The organism is Pseudomonas fluorescens (genome assembly GCF_001307275.1).
Classification (GTDB): Bacteria; Pseudomonadota; Gammaproteobacteria; order Pseudomonadales; family Pseudomonadaceae; genus Aquipseudomonas; species Aquipseudomonas fluorescens_AA.
This window is the reverse complement of the sequence record NZ_CP012831.1, coordinates 3,361,810-3,384,660: the sequence shown is the minus strand read 5'-3', so window position 1 is coordinate 3,384,660 and position 22,851 is coordinate 3,361,810. Positions and strand designations below refer to the sequence as shown.

Below are 22,851 nucleotides of genomic sequence, written 5' to 3'. Positions count from 1 at the left end.
AGCACGTCCCGACCGACGCTTAGGCTGAATTGTCGGCCATAACCATCGAAAAGTTTGATTACGGCTTCGGTGGCTTGCCATTCTCGTCGAAAGGATAGGGTTGCTTCCAGTGTTCGAAAATCGGCTTGAGCTGGCCGCTTTTCACCAGCACTTCCATCCGCCGGTCGAACAGCTCGCTCAATGCCCGTCCGTTGGCGGTGTTGGCAAAGCCCAGGTAGAGAGGCAAATTGATCAGCGGCGAGAGTTTGAACTGCTTCGGATTATCGGCCTTGGCGAGCACTTCTTCGATTTCCATCGACGCATCAATGTAAAAATCCGCTCGCTCATGGATCAGCATCGGCAAGATACCCACCGCCCGGTGGATCTCATTGAAACGCCGGATGTTGGGCAGGTAGTTGTTGTATTCGTACCCACGCATCCATACCAGCCGATAGTTGCCAATCGTCGCCAGGGTAGGCGTCGGCTTGGAGGCCAACCCCAAGGCATAGATGTGATCGACGTCGTAGTGCCACTTCGGGTAAAGCACGCCTTCGGATTCATCCCGATAGGCGCCGACCTGCACGTCGACCTCGCCACGCTGCACCAACCCGATCGAGCGGGTGTAGGGCACGCTGCGGATTTCCAGCTTGACGCCTTCAGGCTCGAACACCGCGCGCAAGATGTCCCAGCCCATGCCCTGGCCATCGGCCTGGGTGTAATCGGCCCACTCCTCACTCGCCGCGCGAACCTTGTCAGGCTGCGGCGCCGACTCGGCCACCCTCACCCCCACACAGGCTCCTAAACACAGCAACAGCAGTAGTGCGCGGCTTACGCCCATGCCTGGCTCCTTCAGGTGAAACACCACACCAATCCTTGCATTGCCAGCCAGGCGAAAACCCCGGCCAATACATCGTCGAGCATGATCCCGACGCCTCCGTGCACATGTCGGTCGATCCAGCGGATCGGCCACGGCTTGAGGATATCGAAGAAACGGAACACCAGAAATCCCGTCAGCAACCAATACCAGCCTTCCGGCACCAGCCACAAGGTGATCCACATGCCGACCATTTCGTCCCAGACGATGCCTTCATGATCGTGCACCCGCAGGTCGTCCGCCACTTTGCCACACAGCCAGAAGCCAAACAGCATGGTGATGCCGAGCATCAACCAGTAGCCCCAGTCCGGCAACATCTGCCACAACGGAATGAAGGGTAGCGCAACCAGCGAGCCCCAGGTGCCCGGCGCTTTAGGTAAAGTGCCCGAACCAAAGCCAAATGCCAGGAAATGCCAGGGATTGCGCCAGACCGAAGGCGGAACGAACTCTGCCGGGACCTGGTTGGGATGATCTGTCACGGTGTCTCCCGAAAATGTTGATAGCCCCGTACGTGCGGGGTGATGTCGTGCCCGTCGCTGTCCACCAGCGTGACGCCTTGCCCGGCCAGGACGCTGCCGATCACATGGATCGGCCAGCCTGCGGCCTGTAACGCCGACAATCGGCTCGGTGGCAGTGCGAACAGCAGCACGTAGTCGTCACCGCCGCTCAGGGCGGCCTGCGCGGCATCGGCCTCGCCAAGAAACGCGACCAGAGCGCTGGACAGCGGCAGTCGGTCCCGTTCAACCTGCAAGGCTACCCCGGACGCCAGGGCGATATGCCCACAATCGGCCAGCAGGCCATCGGAAATATCCATCGCCGCGCTGGCCTTTCCCCGCAACGCCAGGCCCAAGTCGATCTGCGGTCGGGGTGACCAATAATGAGCCAGTAGTGGCTCGGCAATCCCAGGCTCGGCGCGCCGCTGGCCAAGCACCAACGGCAAGGCGCCGGCGGCATTGCCCAGTTCGCCGCCGACACACAGCAGGTCGCCGGGCTGTGCGCCGCTGCGGGTCAGGGCCTGGCCGGAAGGCACGTGGCCGAACACGGTCATGGTCAGGCTCAACGGCCCACGCGTGGTGTCCCCTCCCACCAACGCCACGCCACAGGCCTGGGCCATCTGGTTCAAACCGCGGGCATAGGCTTGCAGCCAATCGGTGGTCACCGTCGGCAAGGTCAGGGCAAGGGTAAAGGCCAAAGGCTTGGCGCCCATGGCGGCCAGGTCGCTGACCGCCACGGCCAGCGAGCGCTGGCCGAGCAGGAACGGGTCGCAAGGGTCTGGAAAATGCACACCGGCCACGAGCGTGTCGGTGGAGACCGCCAGCTGTTCTCCGAAAGGAGCTGCCAGCAAGGCGCAGTCGTCGCCGATCCCCAGCGCAACGCCCTCGCCGCCCTGCGCGCAAGGCGCGGCGGCGAAGTAGTTACGGATCAGCTCAAACTCACCCATTGGGATAACAAGCGCCAATCAGCGCTTGAACGCCTTCACTTCAGCTTCACGCAGGCGCGGGGCGAGCTTGTCGAGCACACCGTTGACGAACTTGTGGCCATCGGTGGACCCGAAGACTTTCGCCAGTTCGATCCCTTCGTTGATCACCACGCGGTACGGTACATCGACGCGCTTGAGCAGTTCCCAGGTGGACAGGCGCAGAACCGCCAGTTCAACCGGATCCAGCTCTTCGATGGTCAAGTCCAGGCAAGGCGTGAGCGCGGTGTCGATTTCGGTCTTGAACTGCGGGACCCCATGCAGGATCTCGCGGAAATAAGCACCGTCGACATCACTGAAATCGTTATCGACCCGAAACTGCGCTTCGATCTCGTTCAGCGATTGCTTGGCCATGTGCCATTGATACAGCGCCTGGGTCGCGAGCTGACGGGCTTCGCGACGCTTGACGCTTTTCGATGGCTTGCCGGCGTCCGCAGGCTTTGGATCGCGCGGGTTGAAACGATCGCTTTCGTCGCTAATCACTTGGCCTCCAACTGCGCCAGCAGGCTGACCATTTCCAGGGCGGACAGGGCAGCTTCGGCACCTTTGTTACCGGCCTTGGTGCCGGAACGTTCGATGGCTTGTTCGATGGAGTCAACGGTCAGCACGCCAAAAGCGACCGGCACGCCGAATTCCATGGACACCTGGGCCAGGCCCTTGGTGCATTCGCCAGCCACGTATTCGAAGTGCGGAGTACCGCCACGAATGACCGCGCCCAGGGCGATAATCGCCGCATATTCGCCCTTTTGAGCGACTTTCTGCGCAACCAGCGGAATTTCGAAGGCGCCAGGGGCACGGATGATGGTGATGTCGCTTTCGCTCACGCCATGGCGAACCAGGGCATCGACCGCACCGCCAACCAGGCTCTCGACCACGAAACTGTTGAAACGGCCCACTACCAGAGCGTAGCGGCCTTTAGGGGCGATGAAGGTACCTTCGATGGTCTTCAGGGTCATTCGTCAGATCTCTTAAAGAGCCAGAGCGCGTTCTATACGCGCTCCTTCAGTGATATTAGCCACGAATACTGCATCGGAAATCCCGCCATGCTGTTCATTTTCAAGCTTTTGTGGCGAGGGAGCTTGCTCCCGCTGGGCTACGAAGCGGCCCTATTGTGGGTGCTGCGCACCCAAGCGGGAGCAAGCTCCCTTGCCACAATGAATCTAATTAGCCTTAAGTGAACAACAATGCCGGAATCTCCGGGCCATTATTCGGAGGGCACGTATTCTACAACTTCCAGATCGAAACCGGATATCGCATTAAATTTCATCGGTGCGCTCATCAGGCGCATTTTACGCACGCCCAGGTCGCGAAGGATCTGCGAACCGGCACCGACGATGCTGTAGGTGGTCGGTTTTTTCACCGCTGCCTGATCGCCGGTTTCACGAATGTGCGCCAGCAGCACGTCGCCATCGAGCGGGTGGCCGAGCAGCAACACCACGCCGCTGCCGGCCTCGGCCACCGCGGCCATGGCGGCCCGCAGGCTCCAGCGGCCGGGTTGCTTGACCATCAGCAGGTCGCGCAGCGGGTCCATGTTGTGCACGCGCACCAGGGTCGGCTCTTCGGCGCATACAGTACCCAGGGTCAGCGCCATGTGCACGTCGCCTTCCACCGAGTCGCGGTAGGTCACCAGGTTGAACTGGCCCAGTTCGCTGTCCAGCGGCTGCTCGGCAATCCGCTGAACGGTACGTTCGTGGATCATCCGGTAGTGGATCAGGTCGGCGATGGTGCCGATCTTGATGTTGTGTTCGGCGGCGAAGGTTTCCAGTTCCGCACGACGGGACATGGTGCCGTCGTCGTTCATCACTTCGCAGATCACGCCGCTGGGTTCGAAGCCGGCCATGCGCGCCAGGTCGCACGCTGCTTCGGTGTGGCCGGCGCGGGCCAGGGTGCCACCGGCCTGGGCCATCAGCGGGAAGATGTGGCCGGGGCTGACGATGTCTTCGGCCTTGGCGTCCCGGGCGGCGGCAGCCTGTACGGTGCGCGCGCGATCAGCGGCGGAGATCCCGGTGGTCACGCCTTCGGCGGCCTCGATGGACACGGTGAACTTGGTGCCGAAGCCCGAGCCGTTGCGTGGCGCCATCAGCGGCAACTTCAGCAGTTCGCAGCGCTCGCGGGTCATCGGCATGCAGATCAGCCCACGGGCGTGCTTGGCCATGAAATTGATGTGTTCGGCCTTGCAGCACTCGGCGGCCATGATCAGGTCGCCTTCGTTCTCGCGGTCTTCGTCATCCATGAGGATGACCATCTTGCCTTGGCGGATGTCTTCAACCAGTTCTTCGATGCTATTGAGCGCCACGCGGCACCCCCTTGGGTCAGGATTTGAGGTAGCCGTTGGCGGCCAGAAAACTTTCGGTGATGTTACCGGCCCGCCGTTGTGAAGAGTCAGGCTCTGCGGCCTTGTCTCCCATAAGCAGGCGTTCCAGGTAACGGGCCAGCAAGTCGACTTCCAGGTTGACCCGGCGACCTGGCCGGTACGAAGCCATGATGGTTTCGCTCAGCGTGTGGGGAATGATCGTCAGCAGGAATTCGGCGCCATCCACCGCGTTGACCGTCAGGCTGGTGCCGTCGACGGTGATCGAGCCTTTATGGGCGATGTACTTGGCCAGCTCCTTCGGGGCGCGGATGCGAAACTCCACGGCCCGGGCGTTATCCGTGCGCGAGACCACTTCGCCGACGCCGTCCACGTGGCCGCTGACCAGGTGCCCGCCCAGGCGAGTGGTGGGGGTCAGGGCTTTTTCCAGGTTGACCGGGCTGCCACTCTTGAGGTCGTTCATGGCCGTGCAGTCGAGGGTTTCGCGGCTGACGTCCGCCAGGAAGCCGTTGCCTGGCAGTTCAACGGCGGTCAGGCAAACGCCGTTTACCGCGATGCTGTCGCCCAACTTGACGTCGCTCAGGTCGAGCTTGCCGGTTTCGACGTAGACCCGCACATCGCCGCCCTTGGGGGTGAGTGCACGGATGCTGCCGATGGATTCGATGATGCCGGTAAACATGGAGTCCTCCTCGAGAACGGGCCGCCGCGTGAGCGAAAGCCGGGAATTATACGCTGGCCGGTGGCACGGGAACGGCGATGACTCGCCAGTCATCGCCCACGGCACGGATTTCGGTGATTTTCAACTGGGGAGCGTCCTTCATCTGCGCCAGCGGCCAGTCCAGCAGTGGCCTCGCCGAAGAACCGAGGAACTTGCCGGCGATGAAAATCTGGAACTCGTCCACCAGCCCCTGCCGGGCAAAAGCCCCCGCCAGGCGCGGACCAGCCTCCACCAGCACCTCATTGACATCCCGGGCAGCCAGCGCCACCAGCAGCCTACGCAGATCGACCTGGCCGTCATCGCCCGCCACGATCATGCATTCAGGACCGTTGGCGTATTGTTCTTCCACCGCCATGCAGGTAGCGACCAGCGCCGGGCCGGCCTTGAAAAACGGCGCATCCAGCGGCACCCGCAAGCGCCCGTCCACCAGTACCCGCAACGGCGGACGGCTCATGACCAACGCAGTCTGCTCGGCATCCAGCCCGAGTTCATCGGCGCGCACGGTCAGCCGGGCATTGTCCGCCAACACCGTGTCGGCGCCGGTCAGCACCACACTGGCCTGGGCGCGTAGGCGCTGGACCGCCGAACGTGCGGCCGGGCCGGTGATCCACTGGCTTTCGCCGCTTTCCATGGCGGTGCGGCCATCCAGGCTCATGGCGAGCTTGACCCGCACGAACGGCAGGCCCTGTTCCATGCGCTTGAGAAAACCTTCATTGAGCTTGCGCGCCTCACCTTCCAGCACGCCGCTTTCGGTGGCGATGCCGGCCTGGGCCAGGCGTTGCAGGCCGCGCCCGGCGACTGCCGGGTTAGGGTCCTGCATCGCTGCCACCACCCGCGCCACGCCGGCATTGACCAGCGCATCGGCACAAGGCGGGGTACGCCCGTGATGACTGCAAGGCTCGAGGGTCACGTAGGCCGTGGCGCCCCGGGCGTTGTCACCGGCGGCCCGCAGGGCATGGACTTCGGCATGGGGCTCGCCAGCGCGGATGTGCCAGCCTTCGCCGACAATCTGCCCGTCACGCACGATCACGCAACCGACCCGGGGGTTGGGGTGGGTGGTGTAGTGACCGCGCCGCGCCAACTCCAGGGCGCGGGCCATGTAGTGGGCGTCGAGGACGGCCTGCTGCGCCGGGACAGTCATTCTTTCACCGGTTCGCGGGCCAGGCGGTCGATTTCTTCACGGAATTCGTTCAGGTCCTGGAAGCGCCGGTATACCGAGGCGAAACGAATGTAGGCGACTTCGTCGAGCTTCTGCAGCTCGGCCATCACCAACTCTCCGACCACCAGGGACTTGACCTCGCGCTCGCCGGTCGCCCGCAGCTTGTGCTTGATGTGCACCAGCGCCGCTTCCAGGCGCTCGACGCTCACCGGGCGTTTTTCCAGGGCGCGCTGCATGCCGGCGCGCAGTTTTTCTTCGTCGAACGGCTGGCGGCTGCCGTCGGTTTTGATCAGGCGCGGCAACACCAGTTCAGCGGTCTCGAACGTCGTGAAACGCTCGCCGCAAGCCAGGCATTCGCGGCGGCGGCGGACTTGTTCGCCCTCGGCGACCAGTCGCGAGTCGATGACCTTGGTGTCGTTGGCACCGCAGAAGGGACAGTGCATGGTGGCAGGCAACAAAAAAAGGGAGGGCCATGGTAGCGCATCCCACTGGCAAGACAAGCCATAGGGTTTACGGTATACAGACGGGCTTACCGTCAGATCCATGGAATTCACCTTGCTGGAGCCACACATGCCGCTACGATCGCTCGTTTTGCTCAGTTTTTTCAGCCTGCTGATGGCGTGCAGCAGCGATGCCCCCAAGCCCGCCGCTCCCGCTCCGGCCCCCGCGCCGAAACAGGCCCAGGAAAAGGCCCGGCAGGCCACCGAGCTGGGACCGCTGCCGGCGTACCAGCGCGAGTTGAGCGGCACCCTGCAAGGCGTGCCGGCCGGAGCCGAAGTGGAACTGGCGCTGCTGGTGATCGACGACAAGGACCGTCCACAACAACTGCTTGCCAGTTCCAGCCTGATCGGCACCAACCAGGCCCTGCCCTTCCGCTTGCGCTTCAACCCGGAAGCCTTCCCGGTGGGCGCCCGCGTGGAACTGCGTGGCCGCGCCAGCCAGTCCGGCCAGTTGATCCTGCACTTGCCGGAACAACGCATCAGCCAACCGACCACCCAGGCGTTGGGCACCCTGCAATTCGTCAAAGCGCCATGAGTGCACCGCAATACCTGCAACGGGCGTTGAGTGAATTGCTTGGCGACGCGCGCCTGGTGGCTTGCCCGCTACCCGGCGCTGACTTGAAGTTGTGGCTGATCGACGGCGACAACATGGACCGCGCCTTCAGCCCGGAAGAAACCCGGCGCATTCTCCACGAGCCGCCCTATTGGAGTTTCTGCTGGGCCAGCGGCTTGGCGATGGCCCGCTACCTCGCCGAGCAGCCGCAGTGGGTCGAAGGCAAGCGGGTGCTGGACTTTGGGGCCGGTTCCGGCGTGGCGGGCATCGCAGCGATCAAGGCTGGGGCGCTGGAGGTGGTGGCCTGCGACCTCGACCCACTGGCGATTGCCGCCTGTCAGGCCAATGCTGCGCTCAATGACGTGAAGTTGGGTTATTCGACAGACTTTTTCGCCGAAGCTGATCGCTTCGACCTGATCCTGGTCGCCGACGTGCTCTACGACCGGGCCAACCTGCCGCTGCTCGACCAGTTCCTCAGCCGTGGTCGCGAGGCGTTGGTGGCCGATTCCCGGGTGCGGGATTTCCAGCATCCGCTGTACCGGCGCATCGAAATGCTCCAGGCCATGACCCTGCCGGACCTGGCCGAGCCGGAAGAGTTTCGGCATGTGAGCCTGTACCACGCGCGGCGCTGACCCTGAAAGCATCGCGAGCAAGCTCGCTCCCACAGGGGGCGCATGAACACTTGAGATCCCTTGTGGGAGCGAGCTTGCTCGCGAAGGCGTCCTGTCAGACATCACAGGGCGAAAGACCACCCCGCTTTCAGCCACCCCCCACCACGCCGTATAGTTGCCCCATTCAAGCGCTCTACGAGATTGCCCATGACTCAGGAAACGCCCTACATCTTCGACGCCACCACGGCCGATTTCGACCAATCGGTGATCGCGAACTCTTTCCACAAACCGGTACTGGTGGATTTCTGGGCCGAGTGGTGTGCGCCGTGCAAGGCTCTGATGCCAATGCTGCAAACCATTGCCGAGAGCTATCAAGGCGAATTGCTGCTGGCCAAGGTCAACTGCGACATCGAGCAGGACATTGTGGCCCGCTTCGGCATTCGCAGCCTGCCGACGGTGGTGTTGTTCAAGGACGGTCAGCCCGTTGATGGCTTTGCCGGTGCCCAGCCGGAATCGGCGGTACGCACGATGCTCGAACCCCATGTGCAGATGCCACCGCCGGCCGCCGCCGACCCGTTCGAACAGGCCCAGGCGCTGTTCGACGACGGTCGTTTCGCCGACGCCGAAGCCGTGCTCACCGTCTTGCTGGGTGAAGACAACACCAACGCCAAGGCCCTGATCCTGTATGCCCGCTGCCTGACCGAGCGTGGCGAGCTGGACGAAGCGCAGACGGTGCTCGACGCGGTGAAAAGCGATGAGCACAAGGCCGCCCTCGCCGGTGCCAAGGCGCAGATCCAGTTCCTCGGCCTGGCCAAGCACCTGCCGGACGCCGCCGATCTCAAGGCGCGCCTGGCGAAAGACCCGCAAGACGACGAAGCGGTGTACCAACTGGCGATCCAGCAACTGGCGCGCCAACAGTACGAAGCGGCCCTGGATGCGCTGCTCAAGCTGTTCGTGCGTAACCGCAGCTACAGCGAAGGCCTGCCCCACAAGACCTTGCTGCAAGTGTTCGAACTGCTGGGCAACGATCACCCGCTGGTGACGACCTATCGCCGCAAGCTGTTCGCGGCGTTGTATTGACTCCCCTGTAGGAGCTGCCGAAGGCTGCGATCTTTTGATCTTTCGCTTGAGACTCAAGCGTCAGGGGAAAGATCGCAGCCTCGCTTCGCTCGTCAGCTCCTACGCGGTTTCGTGCCAGCTATAGAGTGGTGTGTCGCCGCCACTGATGACTTTTACATCCGGGCTATGGCGCAGGCGCACCAACAGGCGCTTGCCCGCCGAGGCACTGCCGGTCAGGCCTTCGAGCTGCTCCAGCAGGTCCGGACCGCTCAGTTGGCCGGCCTTGCGCAGCAGTTCCTTGGCGATCTGCCATTGGGCATCGTCCTGGTTCGTCGGTTTGGCCGCCGGTGCCGCCGTGCCTTCGGACTTGGCCACTTGCAACTGCGCGCCGAGCTGCGCCCAGTCGCCCTCATCCATTTCGATCGTCAAGTCCACCGGCCACTCGCCGACGGTTCCGCGTATCCGCAACATCACCGTGCTCCTGAATATTTCATGTACGCATGCTCCCATGGCCCTTGCGCGACGCCAAGCAGACGGTCAAACTCTCCGCACTTTCGTTATAAGATTACATAACCTTTTCGGAGACTCGTCATGCGTCGTCTGCTTCTCGCTTTGCCGTTCGCCCTGCTGCCATTGGCCGTCGCTCATGCGGCGGTGGAGCATGACCACGACCATGATCACGAACATGGCAGCCTCGGTGCCCATGAACACGGCGTTGCTCGACTGAACGCGGCACTGGATGGTCAGACCTTGGAGCTGGAACTGGAAAGCCCGGCGATGAACCTGGTGGGCTTCGAACACGCCGCCACCAGCGATGCCGACAAGGCCAAGGTCGCCGCGGTACGGGCGCAGTTGGACAAGCCGCTGGCACTGTTCAACCTGCCGGCCGCCGCCAAGTGCACCGTGGCCCAACAGGAACTGGAAAGCCCGTTGTTCGGCGATGAACCGGACCACGAAGACCATGACGAAGACGCCGATGGCGACGAACATCACGAGCACAGTGAGATCCATGCCCACTATCAATTCACCTGCACCGTCCCTGGCGCCTTGAAGAACCTGGACCTGGCGACACTGTTCAAAACCTTCCCGGCCACCCAGAAAATTCAGGTACAACTGATCAGCCCGACTGGCCAACAAGGCGTGGAAGTGACGGCCAAGGCGCCAACCCTGAAATTCTGATTCACCGCAAACCCAATGTGGGAGCGAGCTTGGTGGGAGCAAAGCTTGCTCGCGATAGCGGTCCAACGGTCAACATCCAAGTTGAAGGTGATGGCCTCATCGCGAGCAAGCTCAGCTCCCACAGGTCTCCCGCAGGTTCCACTTTGAAACGACAAACATGACCCAAGCACTCATCGAACTGTCCGACCTGGGCTTCAGTTGGCCCGGGCATCCGCCCTTGCTGGATATCCCGGCGTTTCGCCTGGAAGCGGGTGAAACCTTGTTCCTCAAGGGCCCGAGTGGCAGCGGCAAGACCACGCTGCTAGGGCTGTTGGGCGGGGTGCAAACGCCGGATCGCGGCAGCATCCGCCTGCTCGGCCAGGAACTCAGCGAACTGGCCGCCGGCCGCCGCGACCGCTTTCGCGTGGACCATACCGGCTACATCTTCCAGCAGTTCAACCTGCTGCCGTTTCTCTCGGTACGCGAGAACGTCGAACTGCCCTGCCACTTCTCGAAACTGCGCGCGCAGCGGGCCACCCAGCGCCATGGCAGTGTCGATCAAGCGGCCGCCACGTTGCTGGCCCACCTGGGCTTGACCGACCCGAACCTGTTGGAGCGTCGCGCCGACTCGTTGTCCATCGGCCAGCAACAACGGGTCGCCGCCGCCCGGGCCTTGATCGGTCAACCGGAACTGGTGATCGCCGACGAACCGACTTCAGCCCTGGACTACGACGCCCGGGAAAACTTCCTGCGGCTGTTGTTCGCCGAATGCCGCGAGGCCGGGTCGAGCCTGTTGTTCGTCAGCCACGACCAGAGCCTGGCGCCGCTGTTCGACCGCCACCTCTCGCTGGCCGATCTCAATCGCGCCGCCACGCCACTCGAGGTCTGAGATGTATTTGTTCCGTCTAGCCATGGCCAGCCTGGCGAACCGCCGCTTCACCGCGATTCTCACCGCGTTTGCCATCGCCCTCTCGGTCTGTCTGCTACTGGCGGTGGAACGTGTGCGCACCGAAGCGCGAGCCAGTTTCGCCAGCACCATCAGCGGCACCGACCTGATCGTCGGAGCCCGCTCCGGCTCGGTGAACCTGCTGCTGTATTCGGTGTTTCGCATCGGCAACGCCACCAACAACATCCGCTGGGACAGCTTCGAACAGTTCGCCCAAAACCCGAAAGTGAAGTGGGCGATCCCCATGTCCCTGGGCGATTCTCATCGCGGCTATCGGGTGATGGGCACCACCGAGGCCTACTTCGAGCATTACCAGTACGGCCGCCAGCAACACCTGGAACTGGCCGATGGCCGGGCCTTCGCCACCGATCCGTTCGAAGTGGTGCTCGGTGCCGAAGTGGCCGAGGCGCTGCACTACAAGCTCGGTGACAAGCTGGTGCTGGCCCACGGCGTGGCGGCGATCAGCCTGGTCAAGCATGACGACAAGCCCTTCACCGTGGTCGGGATTCTCAAGCGCACCGGCACCCCGGTGGACCGCACGCTGCACATCAGCCTCGGCGGCATGGAGGCGATTCACATTGACTGGAAGAACGGCGTGCCAGCCCAGGGCAATGGGCGCATCAGCGCCGACCAAGCCCGTAACATGGACCTCACGCCCCAAGCGATCACCGCGTTCATGCTCGGCCTCAACAGCAAGATTTCGACCTTTGCCTTGCAACGCGAGATCAATGAGTTCCGTGGCGAACCGCTGCTGGCCATCCTCCCTGGCGTAGCACTGCAGGAGTTGTGGAGCCTGATGGGCACGGCGGAAAAGGCCTTGTTCGTGATTTCGCTGTTCGTGGTCCTGACCGGGTTGATCGGCATGCTCACAGCGATCCTCACCAGCCTCAACGAGCGTCGCCGGGAAATGGCGATCCTGCGTTCGGTGGGCGCGCGGCCGTGGCATATCGCGACGCTGCTGGTACTTGAAGCCTTTGCCCTAGCGCTCGCCGGGGTCACCGCCGGGCTGGCGTTGCTGTACATCGGTATCGCCGCCGCCCAGGGCTACGTGCAGTCGGCCTATGGCCTGTACCTGCCACTGGCGTGGCCGAGCGAATATGAATGGACGCTGCTGGCTGGCATCCTGGTCGCCGCCCTGCTGATGGGCAGCGTGCCGGCCTGGCGCGCGTATCGCCAATCGTTGGCCGACGGCCTGTCGATCCGTCTATGAGGACCTTGAAGATGCCCCGCGCCCTGCTAGCGCTGTTGATGATGGTCGCCCTGCCGCTGTGGGCGGCCGAGCCGAGGGACCTGGCCTGGTCGGAAATGATCCCGCCGGACGCACCGCCGGAAGTACCGAACATGACGCCGCTGCACGACCTGTCGAAGATGAGCGACGCCCTGGCCGCCGAGTCCGCTCCAGCCGCCAAGCAGGATTTGCCCAACGCGCCGGTGGTCAAGGCCCTCGATGGCCAGCAGATTCGCTTGCCGGGCTACATCGTGCCGCTGGAAGTCAGTGAGGAAGGTCGCACCACGGACTTCCTGCTGGTGCCGTATTTCGGCGCCTGCATCCACGTGCCGCCACCGCCGTCGAACCAGATCGTGCATGTGAAAAGCGAGGTCGGCGTGAAGCTCGACGAGTTGTACCAGCCGTATTGGGTCGAGGGGCCGATGCAGGTCAAGCCGTCCACCAGTGAACTGGCCGACGCCGGGTATCAGATGGAGGCGCAGAAGATTTATGTGTATGAGTTGCCGGAGTGAATCGGGTGGTGATGGGCAGTCCGTCAGATAGCTATCGCGAGCAAGCTCGCTCCCACAGGAGATCTCAGTGCCTATGCGACCTGTGTGGGAGCGAGCTTGCTCGCGATGGGGCCGTCAAGGCTTGCTCATCATCATTTCATTGAGCTGGGTCAATTAATCGACCAAGACTCATTGAGCTGTGTCAAAAGACCGGGCCAGGCGGCTCCGTACCATGGGACATCAATTTTGAAATGTCCTCTGGAGCCCCCATGCACAAGTCCTTGCTCAGCGCTTCCCTCGTTGCCCTCGCGCTCGCAGCCCCGCTCGCCCAGGCCCATACGGCCGGTGACATCATCGTTCGCGCCGGCGCTATCACCGTCAATCCAGAGGCCGACAGCTCCAGCGTCAAGGTCGACCGTGGCCCGCTGGCCGGCGCCGACCTGGGTGGCAAGGCCACCATGAGCAGCGACACGCAACTGGGCCTGAACTTCGCCTACATGCTGACCAACAATTGGGGTATCGAACTGCTGGCGGCCTCGCCGTTCGAGCACGACGTGAAAATCAAAGGCACCGCCCTCGGCGCGGCCAATGGCAAGCTCGGCACCCTCAAGCACCTGCCGCCCACACTGAGCCTGGTCTACTACCCGCTCGACGCCAAGTCGGCGTTCCAGCCCTATGTCGGCGCCGGTATCAACTACACCTGGATCTACGACGAACACGTGGGCAGCGAAGCCAGCGCCAATGGCTTCAGCAACTTCCGGGCGAAAAACAGCTGGGGCATGGCCTGGCAAGTCGGTGCCGACTACATGCTGACCGACAACATCATGATCAACGGCCAGATCCGCTACATCGACATCGATACCACCGCCTATGTGGACAACAACGCCGTGGCCGGCGGTACCCGGGCCAAGGTGGATGTCGACGTGGATCCGTTCATCTACATGGTGGGGTTGGGCTACAAGTTCTAAGCCGAACTTAAAGGTACGAATATCCCTGTGGGAGCGACGGTGGATCAGCCAGCAATGATGCTGACTGACCCAGCGCTATCGCGAGCAAGCTCGCTCCCACAGTTTTAGCGCCCCAGCAACCGCGCCAACCCCACACTCATCGGTGTTTGCGGAGGAAAGCTGAAGCGCTCCAACAACCGGTGGTTGTCGGCCCGGGAATGGCGAATGTCACCGGAACGCGCCGGGCCGTAGCTGATCGGTGGCAGGTCGCCCACCACGGCGGCCAGGGCCTGGAGCATCTGCTTGAGGGTCGTGGCCTGGTTCCAGCCGACGTTCACCGCGCCCACTTCCACCTCGGGCTTCTCGATGGCCTGCACCAGCAAGTCCACCAAATCTTCGACATAGACAAAGTCACGGGTCTGCTCGCCGTCGCCGAATACAGTGATTGGCAGGCCTTTCTGTGCCCGTTCGCTGAAGATGCTGATGACCCCGGAGTACGGCGATGACGGATCCTGGCGCGGCCCGTAGATGTTGAAGAAGCGGAACACCACCGGTTCCAGCGCGTGCTGGCGGCGATAGAAATCGAAGTAGAACTCGCTGGCCAGCTTGTCCGAGGCATAGGGCGTGAGCGGGGCCTTAGGGGTTTCTTCGTCGATGGACTCGCCTTCGCCGTTGTTGCCGTAGACCGCTGCGCTGGAAGCGAACAACACCCGCTTCACACCGGCCTGGCGCATGGCTTCGCAGACATTCAGCGTGCCGATGAAATTGCTCTGGTGGGTGCGCACGGGGTCGTCCACCGAGGCTTGCACCGAGGCCACCGCCGCCAGGTGCGCCACGGCGCTGCAACCGGCCATGGCCCGGGCCACCAGCGCGGCATCGGCGACGTCGCCTTCGATCAGTTCGACCGCCGGGTTGTCCAGCGGCAGGTTGCTGCGCTTGCCGGTGGACAGGTCATCGAGGATGCGCACCGCATGCCCCTTGGCGAGCAAGGCGTCGGTCAGGTGCGAACCAATGAAACCCGCGCCGCCGGTGATTAAAACAGGGCCTTCAGCCATGGCGATAAAACCTATCCAGTAAGCCCGGGAGTGCGGCGCGCCAGGCGCGGGGCTTGATCCCGAAAGTGTGCAGAATTTTCTTGCAGGCCAGCACCGCGTGCTGCGGTTCCTCCGCGGCGTCCGGCCGTGCGGCATGAGCCTGGGGCGTGGGCGACTCGATGGCCAGCGGATGCAGGGCGCGGGCTTCGGTGAGGATCGCCTGGCCCAGCGCCAGTGGCGTGGTCGCCTCATGCCCGGCGTAATGATAGGTGCCCCACAGCGGCGCCGCGCAATCGAGCTGCTTGAGCACCGAGATGATCACCCGCGCGGCATCGTCCACGGGCGTCGGATTACCCCGGCGGTCGTCAGCCAGCAACAGTTCTTCGGGCTGCTCGGCCCGGGCCAGGAAACGGCCGAGGGTACCATCGGCGCTGTCGTCCAGCAGCCAGCCGAAACGCAGCAACACATGCTGCGGGCAGGTGGCGCGCACGCTTTGCTCGATCCGCCACAGCGCCTGGCCGCGCACGCCCAGGGGCACGGGCTCGTCTTTCTCGCTGTAGGCGGTGGCACGGGAACCGTCGAACACTCGATAGCTCGACGGTTGCAGCAAGATGATGTTGTGATGCTGGCACAGCCCGGCCAGACGCTCGACAGCGCGCTCCTGGCTGGCCAGGCGCTGCTCGCTGACGGCCTCGGCCTGGAACCAGTCGAAGTAGTACGCCAGGTTGATCAAGGCGTCCGGGCGGGTGTCGTCGAGCAGTTGCGTCAGGCTCGCGGCATCCCAGCCGTCTTCGGGCGGGCGGGGGGCAAGAAAACCGATGTCTTCTTCTGCACCGAGGCGAATCAGCGCCTGCCCAAGGGCATTTCCGCCGCCCAGTAACATAAGGCGCATTCGCATAAAGTCAGCAGGCCCACTCTATTGGCACAAAAAATTGGGTCGACAACGCCCGCAGGCGTTGCCGGAATCGTTGCATTTTGCGGGTTTAGTGCGCAACCGTCACCCGTAAAGTGTGGATCCGGCATTTGTGTGCGCCTTGATGCCGCTATCGCGAGCGAGCTCGCTCCCACAGGGATCGCATAGGCACTGATATCTTGTGTGGGAGCGAGCTTGCTCGCGATGAGGCCCTGACAGGCGATGGATCTCTCAGCCGATACTTGCATCTCCCCCGCTCCGTCCGCATAAACTGCCCTATGAATCTGCCCCTTGCAGCCGACCACGCCATGGCAGGCTTTCACCCCGCCGTTCGCGCCTGGTTCAGCCAGACCTTCCCGGCGGTCACGGCCGCCCAGGCCCGGGCGTGGCCGTTGATCGGCCAGCGGCGTTCGGTGCTGGTCGCGGCACCCACCGGCTCGGGCAAGACCTTGACCGCGTTTCTCGCGGTGCTCGATGACCTGGTGCACCGCGGCTTGGAACAAGGCGGCCTGCCGGACCAGACCCTGGTGGTCTACGTCTCGCCGCTCAAGGCCCTGAGCAACGATATACAGATCAACCTGCAGAATCCCCTGGCCGGCATCACCGAGCAGTTGCAACGAATGGGCTTGCCACCCTTGCCGATCACCACCGCCGTACGCACCGGCGACACGCCGCAAAAAGACCGCTCGGCAATGCGCAAGACCGCGCCGCACATCCTGGTGACCACGCCTGAATCGCTCTACGTGCTGCTCGGTTCCGATTCCGGCCGGCAGATGCTCGCCAGCACCCGCACGGTGATCGTCGATGAAATCCACGCCATCGCCGCCAGCAAGCGCGGCAGCCACCTGGCCTTGAGCCTGGAGCGCCTGCAAGCCCTGTGCGCCGAACCCCTGATGCGCATCGGCCTGTCGGCCACGCAAAAGCCCATCGAAGCGGTGTCACGGTTTCTCGTCGGTGAAGGCCGCGCCTGTGAAATCGTCGACATCGGCCACGCCCGTCCCCGGGACCTGGACATCGAGGTGCCACCGGTGCCGCTGTCGGCGGTGATGGCCAATGACGTGTGGGAGCTGGTCTACAACCGTCTCGCCGAGCTGGCCCGGGCGCATCGCACCACCCTGGTGTTCGTCAACACGCGGCGCCTGGCCGAACGCCTCAGTCGTCATCTGAGCGAACGCCTGGGCAAGGACGCCGTGGCCGCCCACCACGGCAGCCTGGCGAAGGAGTTTCGCCTCGACGCCGAACAACGCCTCAAGCGCGGCGAACTGCAGGTACTGATCGCCACCGCCTCCCTGGAGCTGGGCATCGATATCGGCGATGTCGACCTGGTCTGCCAAATTGCCTCGCCCCGTTCGATCTCGGCGTTCCTGCAAAGAGTGGGACGCTCTGGCCACCAGGTCGGCGGCACGCCCAAGGGCCGCCTGTTCGCCACCACCCGCGACGACTTGATCGAATGCGCCGCCCTGCTCGATTGCGTGCGCCGCGGCGAACTCGACATCCTGCACATCCCCAAGGCGCCGCTGGATGTGCTGGCCCAGCAGATCGTCGCCGAAGTCAGTTGCCAGGAATGGCCGGAACAGGCGCTGTTGGAGACCTTCCGCCGCGCCGCGCCCTACGCCGAGCTGGACGAAGGGCATTACCAGGCGCTGTTGCAGATGCTCGCCGAAGGCCTCAATGGCCGCCAGGGCGTGCGCAGCGCCTACCTGCACCGCGACGCCGTGACCCGGACCCTGCGCGGGCGTCGGGGCAGCAAACTGACGGCGGTGACCAGCGGCGGCACCATTCCGGACAACGCCGACTACAGCGTGCTGCTCGAACCCCAGGGCTTGAACATCGGCAGCGTCAACGAAGACTTCGCGGTGGAGAGCATTGCTGGCGATGTGTTCCAACTGGGCAATACGTCTTACCGCATCATCCGCGTCGAGACCGGTCGCGTGCGGGTCGAGGACGCCCAGGGCCAACCGCCGACCATTCCGTTCTGGCTCGGCGAAGCCCCGGGGCGCAGCGACGAATTGTCTTGGGCCGTGGCACGCCTGCAAGCCCGGCTCGACCACCTGCTCGGCGCCACGCCGGGCAACCTGCAACCGGCCCTCGACTGGCTGACCGGTACCTTGCGCCTGAACCTCGCCAGCGCCGAACAATTGGTCGACTACCTGGCCCCGGCGCGCCTGGCCTTCGGCGCCCTGCCGTCCCAGGACACGCTGCTGATGGAGCGGTTTTTCGACGAGTCCGGCGGCACGCAACTGATCATCCACACGCCCTTCGGCAGCCGCATCAACCGCGCCTGGGGCTTGGCCTTGCGCAAGCGCTTCTGCCGCACCTTCAACTTCGAATTGCAGGCCGCCGCCAGTGAAGACGCCATCGTGCTCTCGCTGTCCACCAGCCACAGCTTCGAACTGGACGAGGTCTGGCGTTACCTGAACAGCCACAGCGCCGAACAGATCCTGATCCAGGCGGTGCTGGATGCACCGCTGTTCGGCGTGCGCTGGCGCTGGAACGCCGGCGTGGCCCTGGCCCTGCCGCGCTACACCGGCGGGCGCAAAGTCGCCCCGCAGATCCAGCGGATGAAAAGCGAAGACCTGATCGCCAGTGTGTTTCCGGACCAGATCGCCTGCCTGGAAAACCTCGCCGGCGAGCGGGAGATCCCCGATCACCCGCTGGTGGAACAGACCCTCGACGATTGCCTGCACGAAGCCATGGACAGCGAAGGTTGGCTGACGCTGTTGCGGCGCATGGAAGCGGGCCAGATTCGCCTGATCAGCCGCGACCTGCCGGTGCCCTCGCCGCTGGCGGCAGAAATCCTCAGCGCCCGTCCCTACACCTTTCTCGACGACGCGCCGCTGGAAGAACGGCGGACCCAGGCGGTGATCAACCGGCGCTGGAGCGATCCACAATCCACCGACGACCTTGGCGCGCTGGACGCCGAAGCCATCCAGTCGGTCCGGGATGAGGCCTGGCCGACGCCGGCCAATCTCGATGAGATGCACGAAGCCTTGATGAGCCTGGCCTGCATCGCCGACAGCGAAGCCGACGCCCACCCATCGTGGCGGGATTGGCTGCGGGCACTGGCCGCGAGTGGTCGCGCCAGCCACATACAGATCAGCGCCGAGCGAGGTCTGTGGGTACCGCTGGAGCGCCTGACCTGCTTGCAAGCCCTTTATCCACAGGCTCGCTGGGAACCGGCGCTGACCCCACCGGCCGATTTCGATGAAGCCTGGAACGTCGACGAAGCCCTGGTGGAAGTGCTCCGCGCCCGGCTCAGTGCCTTCGGTCCGCTGCCGTTGAAGGCCATCGCCTACCCGCTGGGGTTATCGACCCCGCAGGTCACCCAGGCCCTGGCGCAGCTCGAGCAGCAAGGCTACGTGCTGCGCGGGCGCTTCACGCCGGGCATCGGGCAGGAGGAATGGTGCGAGCGGCATTTGCTGGCGCGGATCCATCGCTACACGGTCAAGCGCCTGCGCCGGGAAATCGAGCCGGTGATGTTGCAGGACTTCATGCGGTTCCTGTTCGACTGGCAGCACCTGTCGTCGTCCACCCAGGGCCGGGGCAATGCCGTGCTGCCGTCGATCCTCGGCCAGTTCGAAGGCTACCCGGCCGCCGCCTCGGCCTGGGACAGCGACCTGTTGCCCGGGCGGATCAAGGACTATTCACCCAGTTGGCTCGATGAGTTGTGCCGCAGCGGCAAGTGGGTATGGACGCGCCTGAGCGCGCGCCAGAAGCCGTCCGCCAGTGCCCTGCGCAGTACGCCGGTGGTGTTGCTGCCGCGCAGCCAGGTGGCGTTGTGGAGCAGCCTGGCCGGGCAAACAGCCCTTGATGAGTTGTCACCCAAGACGCAGAAAGTCCATCAGGCCCTGAGCGAGCATGGCGCGCTGTTTTTCGATGAACTGGCCCATGAAGCCCACCTGCTGCGCAGCGAACTGGAAATCGCCTTGCAGGAACTGGTGGGCGCCGGCTTGGTGAATGCCGACAGCTTTGCCGGCTTGCGCGCGCTGATCACCCCGGCCAGCAAACGTCAGGCCCGCAGCAGCCGGCGCGGGCGCGGCGCGTTTGTCGGCGGCATGGACGACGCCGGGCGCTGGGCCTTGTTGCGCCGCAGCCAACCCGCCCCCGTGGAAGGCCACCGCCCGGCGCCCACCGCGCCGCAGACCCTGGAACACATCGCCATGACCCTGCTGCGCCGTTACGGCGTGGTGTTCTGGCGCTTGCTGGAGCGGGAGGCCGAGTGGCTGCCGAGTTGGCGCGAGCTATTGCGCACGTTCCATCGCCTGGAGGCGCGGGGCGAGATTCGCGGCGGGCGGTTTGTCAGCGGCCTGGCGGGGGAACAGTTCGCCCTGCCCGAAGCGATTCCGCTGCTGCGCGAAACCCGCCGCCGCCCCACCGATGGCAGCTTGGTGGCGGTGTGCGGGGTCGACCCGCTGAACCTGGCCGGCACCTTGCTGCCGGGGGCGAAAGTGCCGGCGCTGGCGAGTAATCGGCTGGTGTATCGGGACGGCTTGCCGGTGGCGGCGCAGATTGCCGGCAAGCAGCATCTTTGGATCGAGTTGGATGCTCAAGGGATGGCTGAGGTCCGGAACAAGCTTGTTCAGAAAGGTTGAGGGTGTCTGGACGGGCCCTATCGCGAGCAAGCTCGCTCCCACAGGGGTTGTACATTCACCACAAACCTACTGTGGGAGCGAGCTTGCTCGCGATAGGGCCGGCAACCCCACCACAAACCTCACCCACTACCGAGGTTGATCAGGTACCTCCTCCCCCTCTTTCCTCTCCTCAACCAACCGCTTGGGCAACATCACCTGCTGTGGATAAGTCTGCGCAAAGTGCACCGCCGGGTGGTTATCCACAAGCTTCTTCAACTGCTGGTTGAACGCCCGGCTCACCGCATATTGCCCACCCGACACGGTGCGGAACTGCGCCGTGAGCACCACGCCGTTGAGGTCCATCTTGTCCACGCCGAACACATCCAGCGGCCCTTGCAGGTTGAACTTGAGGAACGGGTCTTCGGCGATCGAGCGCCCGGCTTCGCGGATCAGCTCGATGGCCTGGTCGACATCGGTGTCGTAAGTGAATTGCACGGAGAAAAACGCAAAGGCGAATTGCCGGGATTGGTTGGTCACCGCCTTGATCTGGCCGAACGGCACCGAGTGCACGAAACCCTTGCCGTCGCGCAGGCGCAGGGTGCGGATGGTCAGGCCTTCGACCGTGCCGGCGTGGCCCGAGCTGAGCACCACCCAGTCGCCGATGGACAGCGTGTCTTCAATGATGATGAACAGCCCGGTGATCACGTCCTGCACCAGTTGCTGCGAACCGAAACCGATCGCCAGCCCCACCACTCCGGCCCCGGCCAGCAACGGCGCAACGTTGATGCCCAGGTTGGCCATGGTGGTGATTGCGCAAATCACCACCAGGATGATTTTCGCTGCGTTGCGCAACAGCGGCAGGATGGTCTTGACCCGGGTGCTGGGCTGGCGGGCCCCGCGCTTGTTCAGTGGCGGCTTCAAGGCTTCCTGGATCGCCGTGTCGAGCACCACCCACGTGAGCCAGGTCATCAGGAAGATCAGGCCGATGCGGCTCAAGGAATCGCTGATCGCCCGGCCTATGGCGTTGCGCGAGGCGAACTCGAACAGGGAAATGCCCCAGATCCGCCCGAGGACTTCAATGAATACCACCGCCATGACGATCCGCAACAAAGCGTGCAACAGGCTCAACAGCCGCCCCTTGTAGGCGCTGTTGTGCTGGATAGCCTCGGCCTTGGGTGACTTGAAGACATGCTGGAACACCGTGCTGAGAAACACCGTGGCGATCAGCAGGATGGTGGTGAACAGCGCGCAACGCAGGGCTTTCTGGTTGTCCTCGCCGACACCGATCAGGCTCACCGCCGACACCAGCACCATCAACAGGATCGGCCAATACCAGAGCCCGGAAAAAATCCGCAGCGACTCCTGCAAGGCCGGTTGTTTCAAGCGCTGGGCCAGCGGGCGGTTGCGGATCAGGTGCGCCACCGGTCGGCGCATGCGGATCACCAGCCAGCCAAAGATCATCGACGCCGACAACCCGGTGAACACCGCGATGCTGCTGGTGATGTTGCCCCCCAGTTGCCGGGCGATCTGCGGGCTGGTCAGGGCATCGCTGAGGGCGGCGAGAAAGCCGATCAGGAACAACGGTCGGGGGCTGAAACGCCGGATCATCGCCACCGCCCGGCGTTTGTGGCCGGCGTTGAACATCACGATCACGCACAGCAACACCGAGGTGGAGAAAATACCGCTGCTGGTGGCGTAGGCGAAGCACAACGCCAGGGCGCGACCGACCGAGACTTGCAGAAAGTGACTGACATAGAGGGTCAACGGCAGGCAGATCAATGCCGCAGCGGTGTACGGCAGCAGATAACCGAGCAGGTCGCGCAGGCGCCGGCGCGTGCGCAGCCAGCGCCGGTGGCCCAGATGTCGCAACAGCAACCGCGCCGCGGACCAGATCAGCGCAAACGCGCCGAGCCAGACACTGGACAACAACAGGAAATCCCCCGCCACGCGCCAGGACGAACGGGATGTCTGGTCCACCAGCCGGTCCACCTCGTCCGCCGCCCGGTCCGCCCGCAGGCGCCAGGCATCCACCAGGCTTTGGTTGAGGTCGAGTTTGTCCTGGACGTCGTCGATGCTCGAACTGATGGCCCCCAATAAACCGCCCTGCACCAGCGGCGCAGGTTCGGCGGGCGGTTCATCGGGCTTGGAGGTGCCAGGGACGGCGGCGGTCCCGTAGGCGCTGGTGCCGGTCAGCGCCAGCAAGAACAGCAGCAATACAGTGCTCAATCGAGACAAAACGCGAGGCTCCTTCACGCGGGATCGGTAAGGAACTGATCAATATTGCGCCGGCAAGTTCGCTCACAAGGCCAATACAAACCTTGT

The 22,851-nt window shown here is 63.9% G+C and carries 22 protein-coding genes; 9 read left to right on the top strand and 13 right to left on the bottom strand.

All coding sequences use genetic code 11. The annotated features are described in order from the left end of the window. Positions 1–58: 58 nt before the first annotated feature. From AO356_RS14985 to nrdR, 9 genes are all read right to left on the bottom strand, one after another. Positions 59–817, bottom strand: a complete 759-nt coding sequence (locus AO356_RS14985; protein ID WP_060740420.1) for a substrate-binding periplasmic protein — start codon at positions 815–817, stop codon at positions 59–61. Positions 818–828: 11 nt separating this feature from the next. Further along, positions 829–1,332: a phosphatidylglycerophosphatase A gene (locus AO356_RS14980; protein WP_053125805.1), complete on the bottom strand. Its 504-nt coding sequence runs from the start codon at positions 1,330–1,332 to the stop codon at positions 829–831. After that, complete coding sequence (gene thiL, locus AO356_RS14975) at positions 1,329–2,294, bottom strand: thiamine-phosphate kinase (protein ID WP_060740419.1); 966 nt, start codon at positions 2,292–2,294, stop codon at positions 1,329–1,331. Before thiL ends, AO356_RS14980 begins: the two co-directional genes overlap by 4 nt. 18 nt (positions 2,295–2,312) lie before the next feature. Beyond that, positions 2,313–2,813, bottom strand: coding sequence for a transcription antitermination factor NusB (nusB, locus tag AO356_RS14970; protein WP_003185935.1), 501 nt, complete (start codon positions 2,811–2,813; stop codon positions 2,313–2,315). Continuing rightward, positions 2,810–3,286: a 6,7-dimethyl-8-ribityllumazine synthase gene (gene ribE / locus AO356_RS14965; protein WP_003206025.1), complete on the bottom strand. Its 477-nt coding sequence runs from the start codon at positions 3,284–3,286 to the stop codon at positions 2,810–2,812. The genes nusB and ribE overlap by 4 nt, the downstream gene beginning before the upstream one ends. A gap of 248 nt (positions 3,287–3,534) precedes the next feature. Then, positions 3,535–4,626 carry a bifunctional 3,4-dihydroxy-2-butanone-4-phosphate synthase/GTP cyclohydrolase II gene (gene ribBA / locus AO356_RS14960; protein ID WP_003206026.1) on the bottom strand — a complete coding sequence of 364 codons (1,092 nt, stop codon included), beginning with the start codon at positions 4,624–4,626 and terminating at the stop codon, positions 3,535–3,537. Between the two features lie 16 nt (positions 4,627–4,642). Then, positions 4,643–5,320, bottom strand: coding sequence for a riboflavin synthase (locus AO356_RS14955; RefSeq protein WP_028237110.1), 678 nt, complete (start codon positions 5,318–5,320; stop codon positions 4,643–4,645). 46 nt (positions 5,321–5,366) lie between these two features. Beyond that, positions 5,367–6,500: a bifunctional diaminohydroxyphosphoribosylaminopyrimidine deaminase/5-amino-6-(5-phosphoribosylamino)uracil reductase RibD gene (gene ribD / locus AO356_RS14950; protein ID WP_060740418.1), complete on the bottom strand. Its 1,134-nt coding sequence runs from the start codon at positions 6,498–6,500 to the stop codon at positions 5,367–5,369. Continuing rightward, complete coding sequence (gene nrdR / locus AO356_RS14945) at positions 6,497–6,961, bottom strand: transcriptional regulator NrdR (protein ID WP_013694316.1); 465 nt, start codon at positions 6,959–6,961, stop codon at positions 6,497–6,499. Before nrdR ends, ribD begins: the two co-directional genes overlap by 4 nt. Before the next feature lie 127 nt (positions 6,962–7,088). On the opposite strand from nrdR, the gene AO356_RS14940 reads away from it, so the two are divergent. From AO356_RS14940 to trxA, 3 genes are all read left to right on the top strand, one after another. Further along, positions 7,089–7,553, top strand: a complete 465-nt coding sequence (locus AO356_RS14940; protein ID WP_060740417.1) for a YbaY family lipoprotein — start codon at positions 7,089–7,091, stop codon at positions 7,551–7,553. After that, positions 7,550–8,203 (top strand): class I SAM-dependent methyltransferase, encoded by a 654-nt coding sequence (locus tag AO356_RS14935; protein WP_060740416.1) that lies wholly within the window; start codon positions 7,550–7,552, stop codon positions 8,201–8,203. Before AO356_RS14940 ends, AO356_RS14935 begins: the two co-directional genes overlap by 4 nt. Before the next feature lie 186 nt (positions 8,204–8,389). Further along, entirely contained in the window at positions 8,390–9,262 is an 873-nt protein-coding gene (gene trxA / locus AO356_RS14930) for a thioredoxin (RefSeq protein ID WP_060740415.1), read from the top strand. A gap of 99 nt (positions 9,263–9,361) precedes the next feature. Here trxA and AO356_RS14925 read toward each other — a convergent pair whose 3' ends face one another. Then, a complete protein-coding gene (locus AO356_RS14925; RefSeq protein ID WP_060740414.1) occupies positions 9,362–9,712 on the bottom strand; it encodes a hypothetical protein in 351 nt (116 codons plus the stop codon). A 120-nt stretch (positions 9,713–9,832) separates the two neighbouring features. On the opposite strand from AO356_RS14925, the gene AO356_RS14920 reads away from it, so the two are divergent. From AO356_RS14920 to AO356_RS14900, 5 genes are all read left to right on the top strand, one after another. Further along, on the top strand, positions 9,833–10,420 hold the full coding sequence (locus AO356_RS14920; protein ID WP_060740413.1) for a DUF2796 domain-containing protein: 588 nt from the start codon (positions 9,833–9,835) through the stop codon (positions 10,418–10,420). A 157-nt stretch (positions 10,421–10,577) separates the two neighbouring features. After that, positions 10,578–11,288: an ABC transporter ATP-binding protein gene (locus tag AO356_RS14915; RefSeq protein WP_060740412.1), complete on the top strand. Its 711-nt coding sequence runs from the start codon at positions 10,578–10,580 to the stop codon at positions 11,286–11,288. Between the two features lies 1 nt (position 11,289). Then, on the top strand, positions 11,290–12,555 hold the full coding sequence (locus AO356_RS14910) for an ABC transporter permease (RefSeq protein WP_060740411.1): 1,266 nt from the start codon (positions 11,290–11,292) through the stop codon (positions 12,553–12,555). Between the two features lie 11 nt (positions 12,556–12,566). Further along, positions 12,567–13,085 (top strand): DUF3299 domain-containing protein, encoded by a 519-nt coding sequence (locus tag AO356_RS14905; protein ID WP_025215734.1) that lies wholly within the window; start codon positions 12,567–12,569, stop codon positions 13,083–13,085. 248 nt (positions 13,086–13,333) lie between these two features. Further along, entirely contained in the window at positions 13,334–14,032 is a 699-nt protein-coding gene (locus tag AO356_RS14900; RefSeq protein ID WP_060740410.1) for an OmpW/AlkL family protein, read from the top strand. A 104-nt stretch (positions 14,033–14,136) separates the two neighbouring features. Here AO356_RS14900 and AO356_RS14895 read toward each other — a convergent pair whose 3' ends face one another. Further along, positions 14,137–15,066, bottom strand: a complete 930-nt coding sequence (locus tag AO356_RS14895; protein WP_060740409.1) for an NAD-dependent epimerase/dehydratase family protein — start codon at positions 15,064–15,066, stop codon at positions 14,137–14,139. Then, positions 15,059–15,943, bottom strand: coding sequence for a sugar nucleotide-binding protein (locus tag AO356_RS14890; protein ID WP_060740408.1), 885 nt, complete (start codon positions 15,941–15,943; stop codon positions 15,059–15,061). The genes AO356_RS14895 and AO356_RS14890 overlap by 8 nt, the downstream gene beginning before the upstream one ends. A gap of 293 nt (positions 15,944–16,236) precedes the next feature. Here AO356_RS14890 and AO356_RS14885 point away from each other — a divergent pair, with 293 nt between their 5' ends. Continuing rightward, entirely contained in the window at positions 16,237–20,550 is a 4,314-nt protein-coding gene (locus AO356_RS14885; protein ID WP_060740407.1) for a DEAD/DEAH box helicase, read from the top strand. Positions 20,551–20,676: 126 nt separating this feature from the next. On the opposite strand, the gene AO356_RS14880 is transcribed toward AO356_RS14885, so the two are convergent. Beyond that, positions 20,677–22,764, bottom strand: a complete 2,088-nt coding sequence (locus AO356_RS14880) for a mechanosensitive ion channel family protein (RefSeq protein ID WP_081015362.1) — start codon at positions 22,762–22,764, stop codon at positions 20,677–20,679. Between the last annotated feature and the right edge of the window lie 87 nt (positions 22,765–22,851).

Bases quoted from the DNA above. Each gene is read 5' to 3' on its own strand.
- AO356_RS14985 (WP_060740420.1), bottom strand. From the start codon at position 817: ATGGGCGTAAGCCGCGCACTACTGCTGTTGCTGTGTTTAGGAGCCTGT.
- thiL (WP_060740419.1), bottom strand. From the start codon at position 2,294: ATGGGTGAGTTTGAGCTGATCCGTAACTACTTCGCCGCCGCGCCTTGC.
- ribE (WP_003206025.1), bottom strand. From the start codon at position 3,286: ATGACCCTGAAGACCATCGAAGGTACCTTCATCGCCCCTAAAGGCCGC.
- AO356_RS14955 (WP_028237110.1), bottom strand. From the start codon at position 5,320: ATGTTTACCGGCATCATCGAATCCATCGGCAGCATCCGTGCACTCACC.
- ribD (WP_060740418.1), bottom strand. From the start codon at position 6,500: ATGACTGTCCCGGCGCAGCAGGCCGTCCTCGACGCCCACTACATGGCC.
- nrdR (WP_013694316.1), bottom strand. From the start codon at position 6,961: ATGCACTGTCCCTTCTGCGGTGCCAACGACACCAAGGTCATCGACTCG.
- AO356_RS14940 (WP_060740417.1), top strand. From the start codon at position 7,089: ATGCCGCTACGATCGCTCGTTTTGCTCAGTTTTTTCAGCCTGCTGATG.
- AO356_RS14935 (WP_060740416.1), top strand. From the start codon at position 7,550: ATGAGTGCACCGCAATACCTGCAACGGGCGTTGAGTGAATTGCTTGGC.
- trxA (WP_060740415.1), top strand. From the start codon at position 8,390: ATGACTCAGGAAACGCCCTACATCTTCGACGCCACCACGGCCGATTTC.
- AO356_RS14925 (WP_060740414.1), bottom strand. From the start codon at position 9,712: ATGTTGCGGATACGCGGAACCGTCGGCGAGTGGCCGGTGGACTTGACG.
- AO356_RS14920 (WP_060740413.1), top strand. From the start codon at position 9,833: ATGCGTCGTCTGCTTCTCGCTTTGCCGTTCGCCCTGCTGCCATTGGCC.
- AO356_RS14915 (WP_060740412.1), top strand. From the start codon at position 10,578: ATGACCCAAGCACTCATCGAACTGTCCGACCTGGGCTTCAGTTGGCCC.
- AO356_RS14910 (WP_060740411.1), top strand. From the start codon at position 11,290: ATGTATTTGTTCCGTCTAGCCATGGCCAGCCTGGCGAACCGCCGCTTC.
- AO356_RS14905 (WP_025215734.1), top strand. From the start codon at position 12,567: ATGCCCCGCGCCCTGCTAGCGCTGTTGATGATGGTCGCCCTGCCGCTG.
- AO356_RS14900 (WP_060740410.1), top strand. From the start codon at position 13,334: ATGCACAAGTCCTTGCTCAGCGCTTCCCTCGTTGCCCTCGCGCTCGCA.
- AO356_RS14895 (WP_060740409.1), bottom strand. From the start codon at position 15,066: ATGGCTGAAGGCCCTGTTTTAATCACCGGCGGCGCGGGTTTCATTGGT.
- AO356_RS14890 (WP_060740408.1), bottom strand. From the start codon at position 15,943: ATGCGAATGCGCCTTATGTTACTGGGCGGCGGAAATGCCCTTGGGCAG.
- AO356_RS14885 (WP_060740407.1), top strand. From the start codon at position 16,237: ATGAATCTGCCCCTTGCAGCCGACCACGCCATGGCAGGCTTTCACCCC.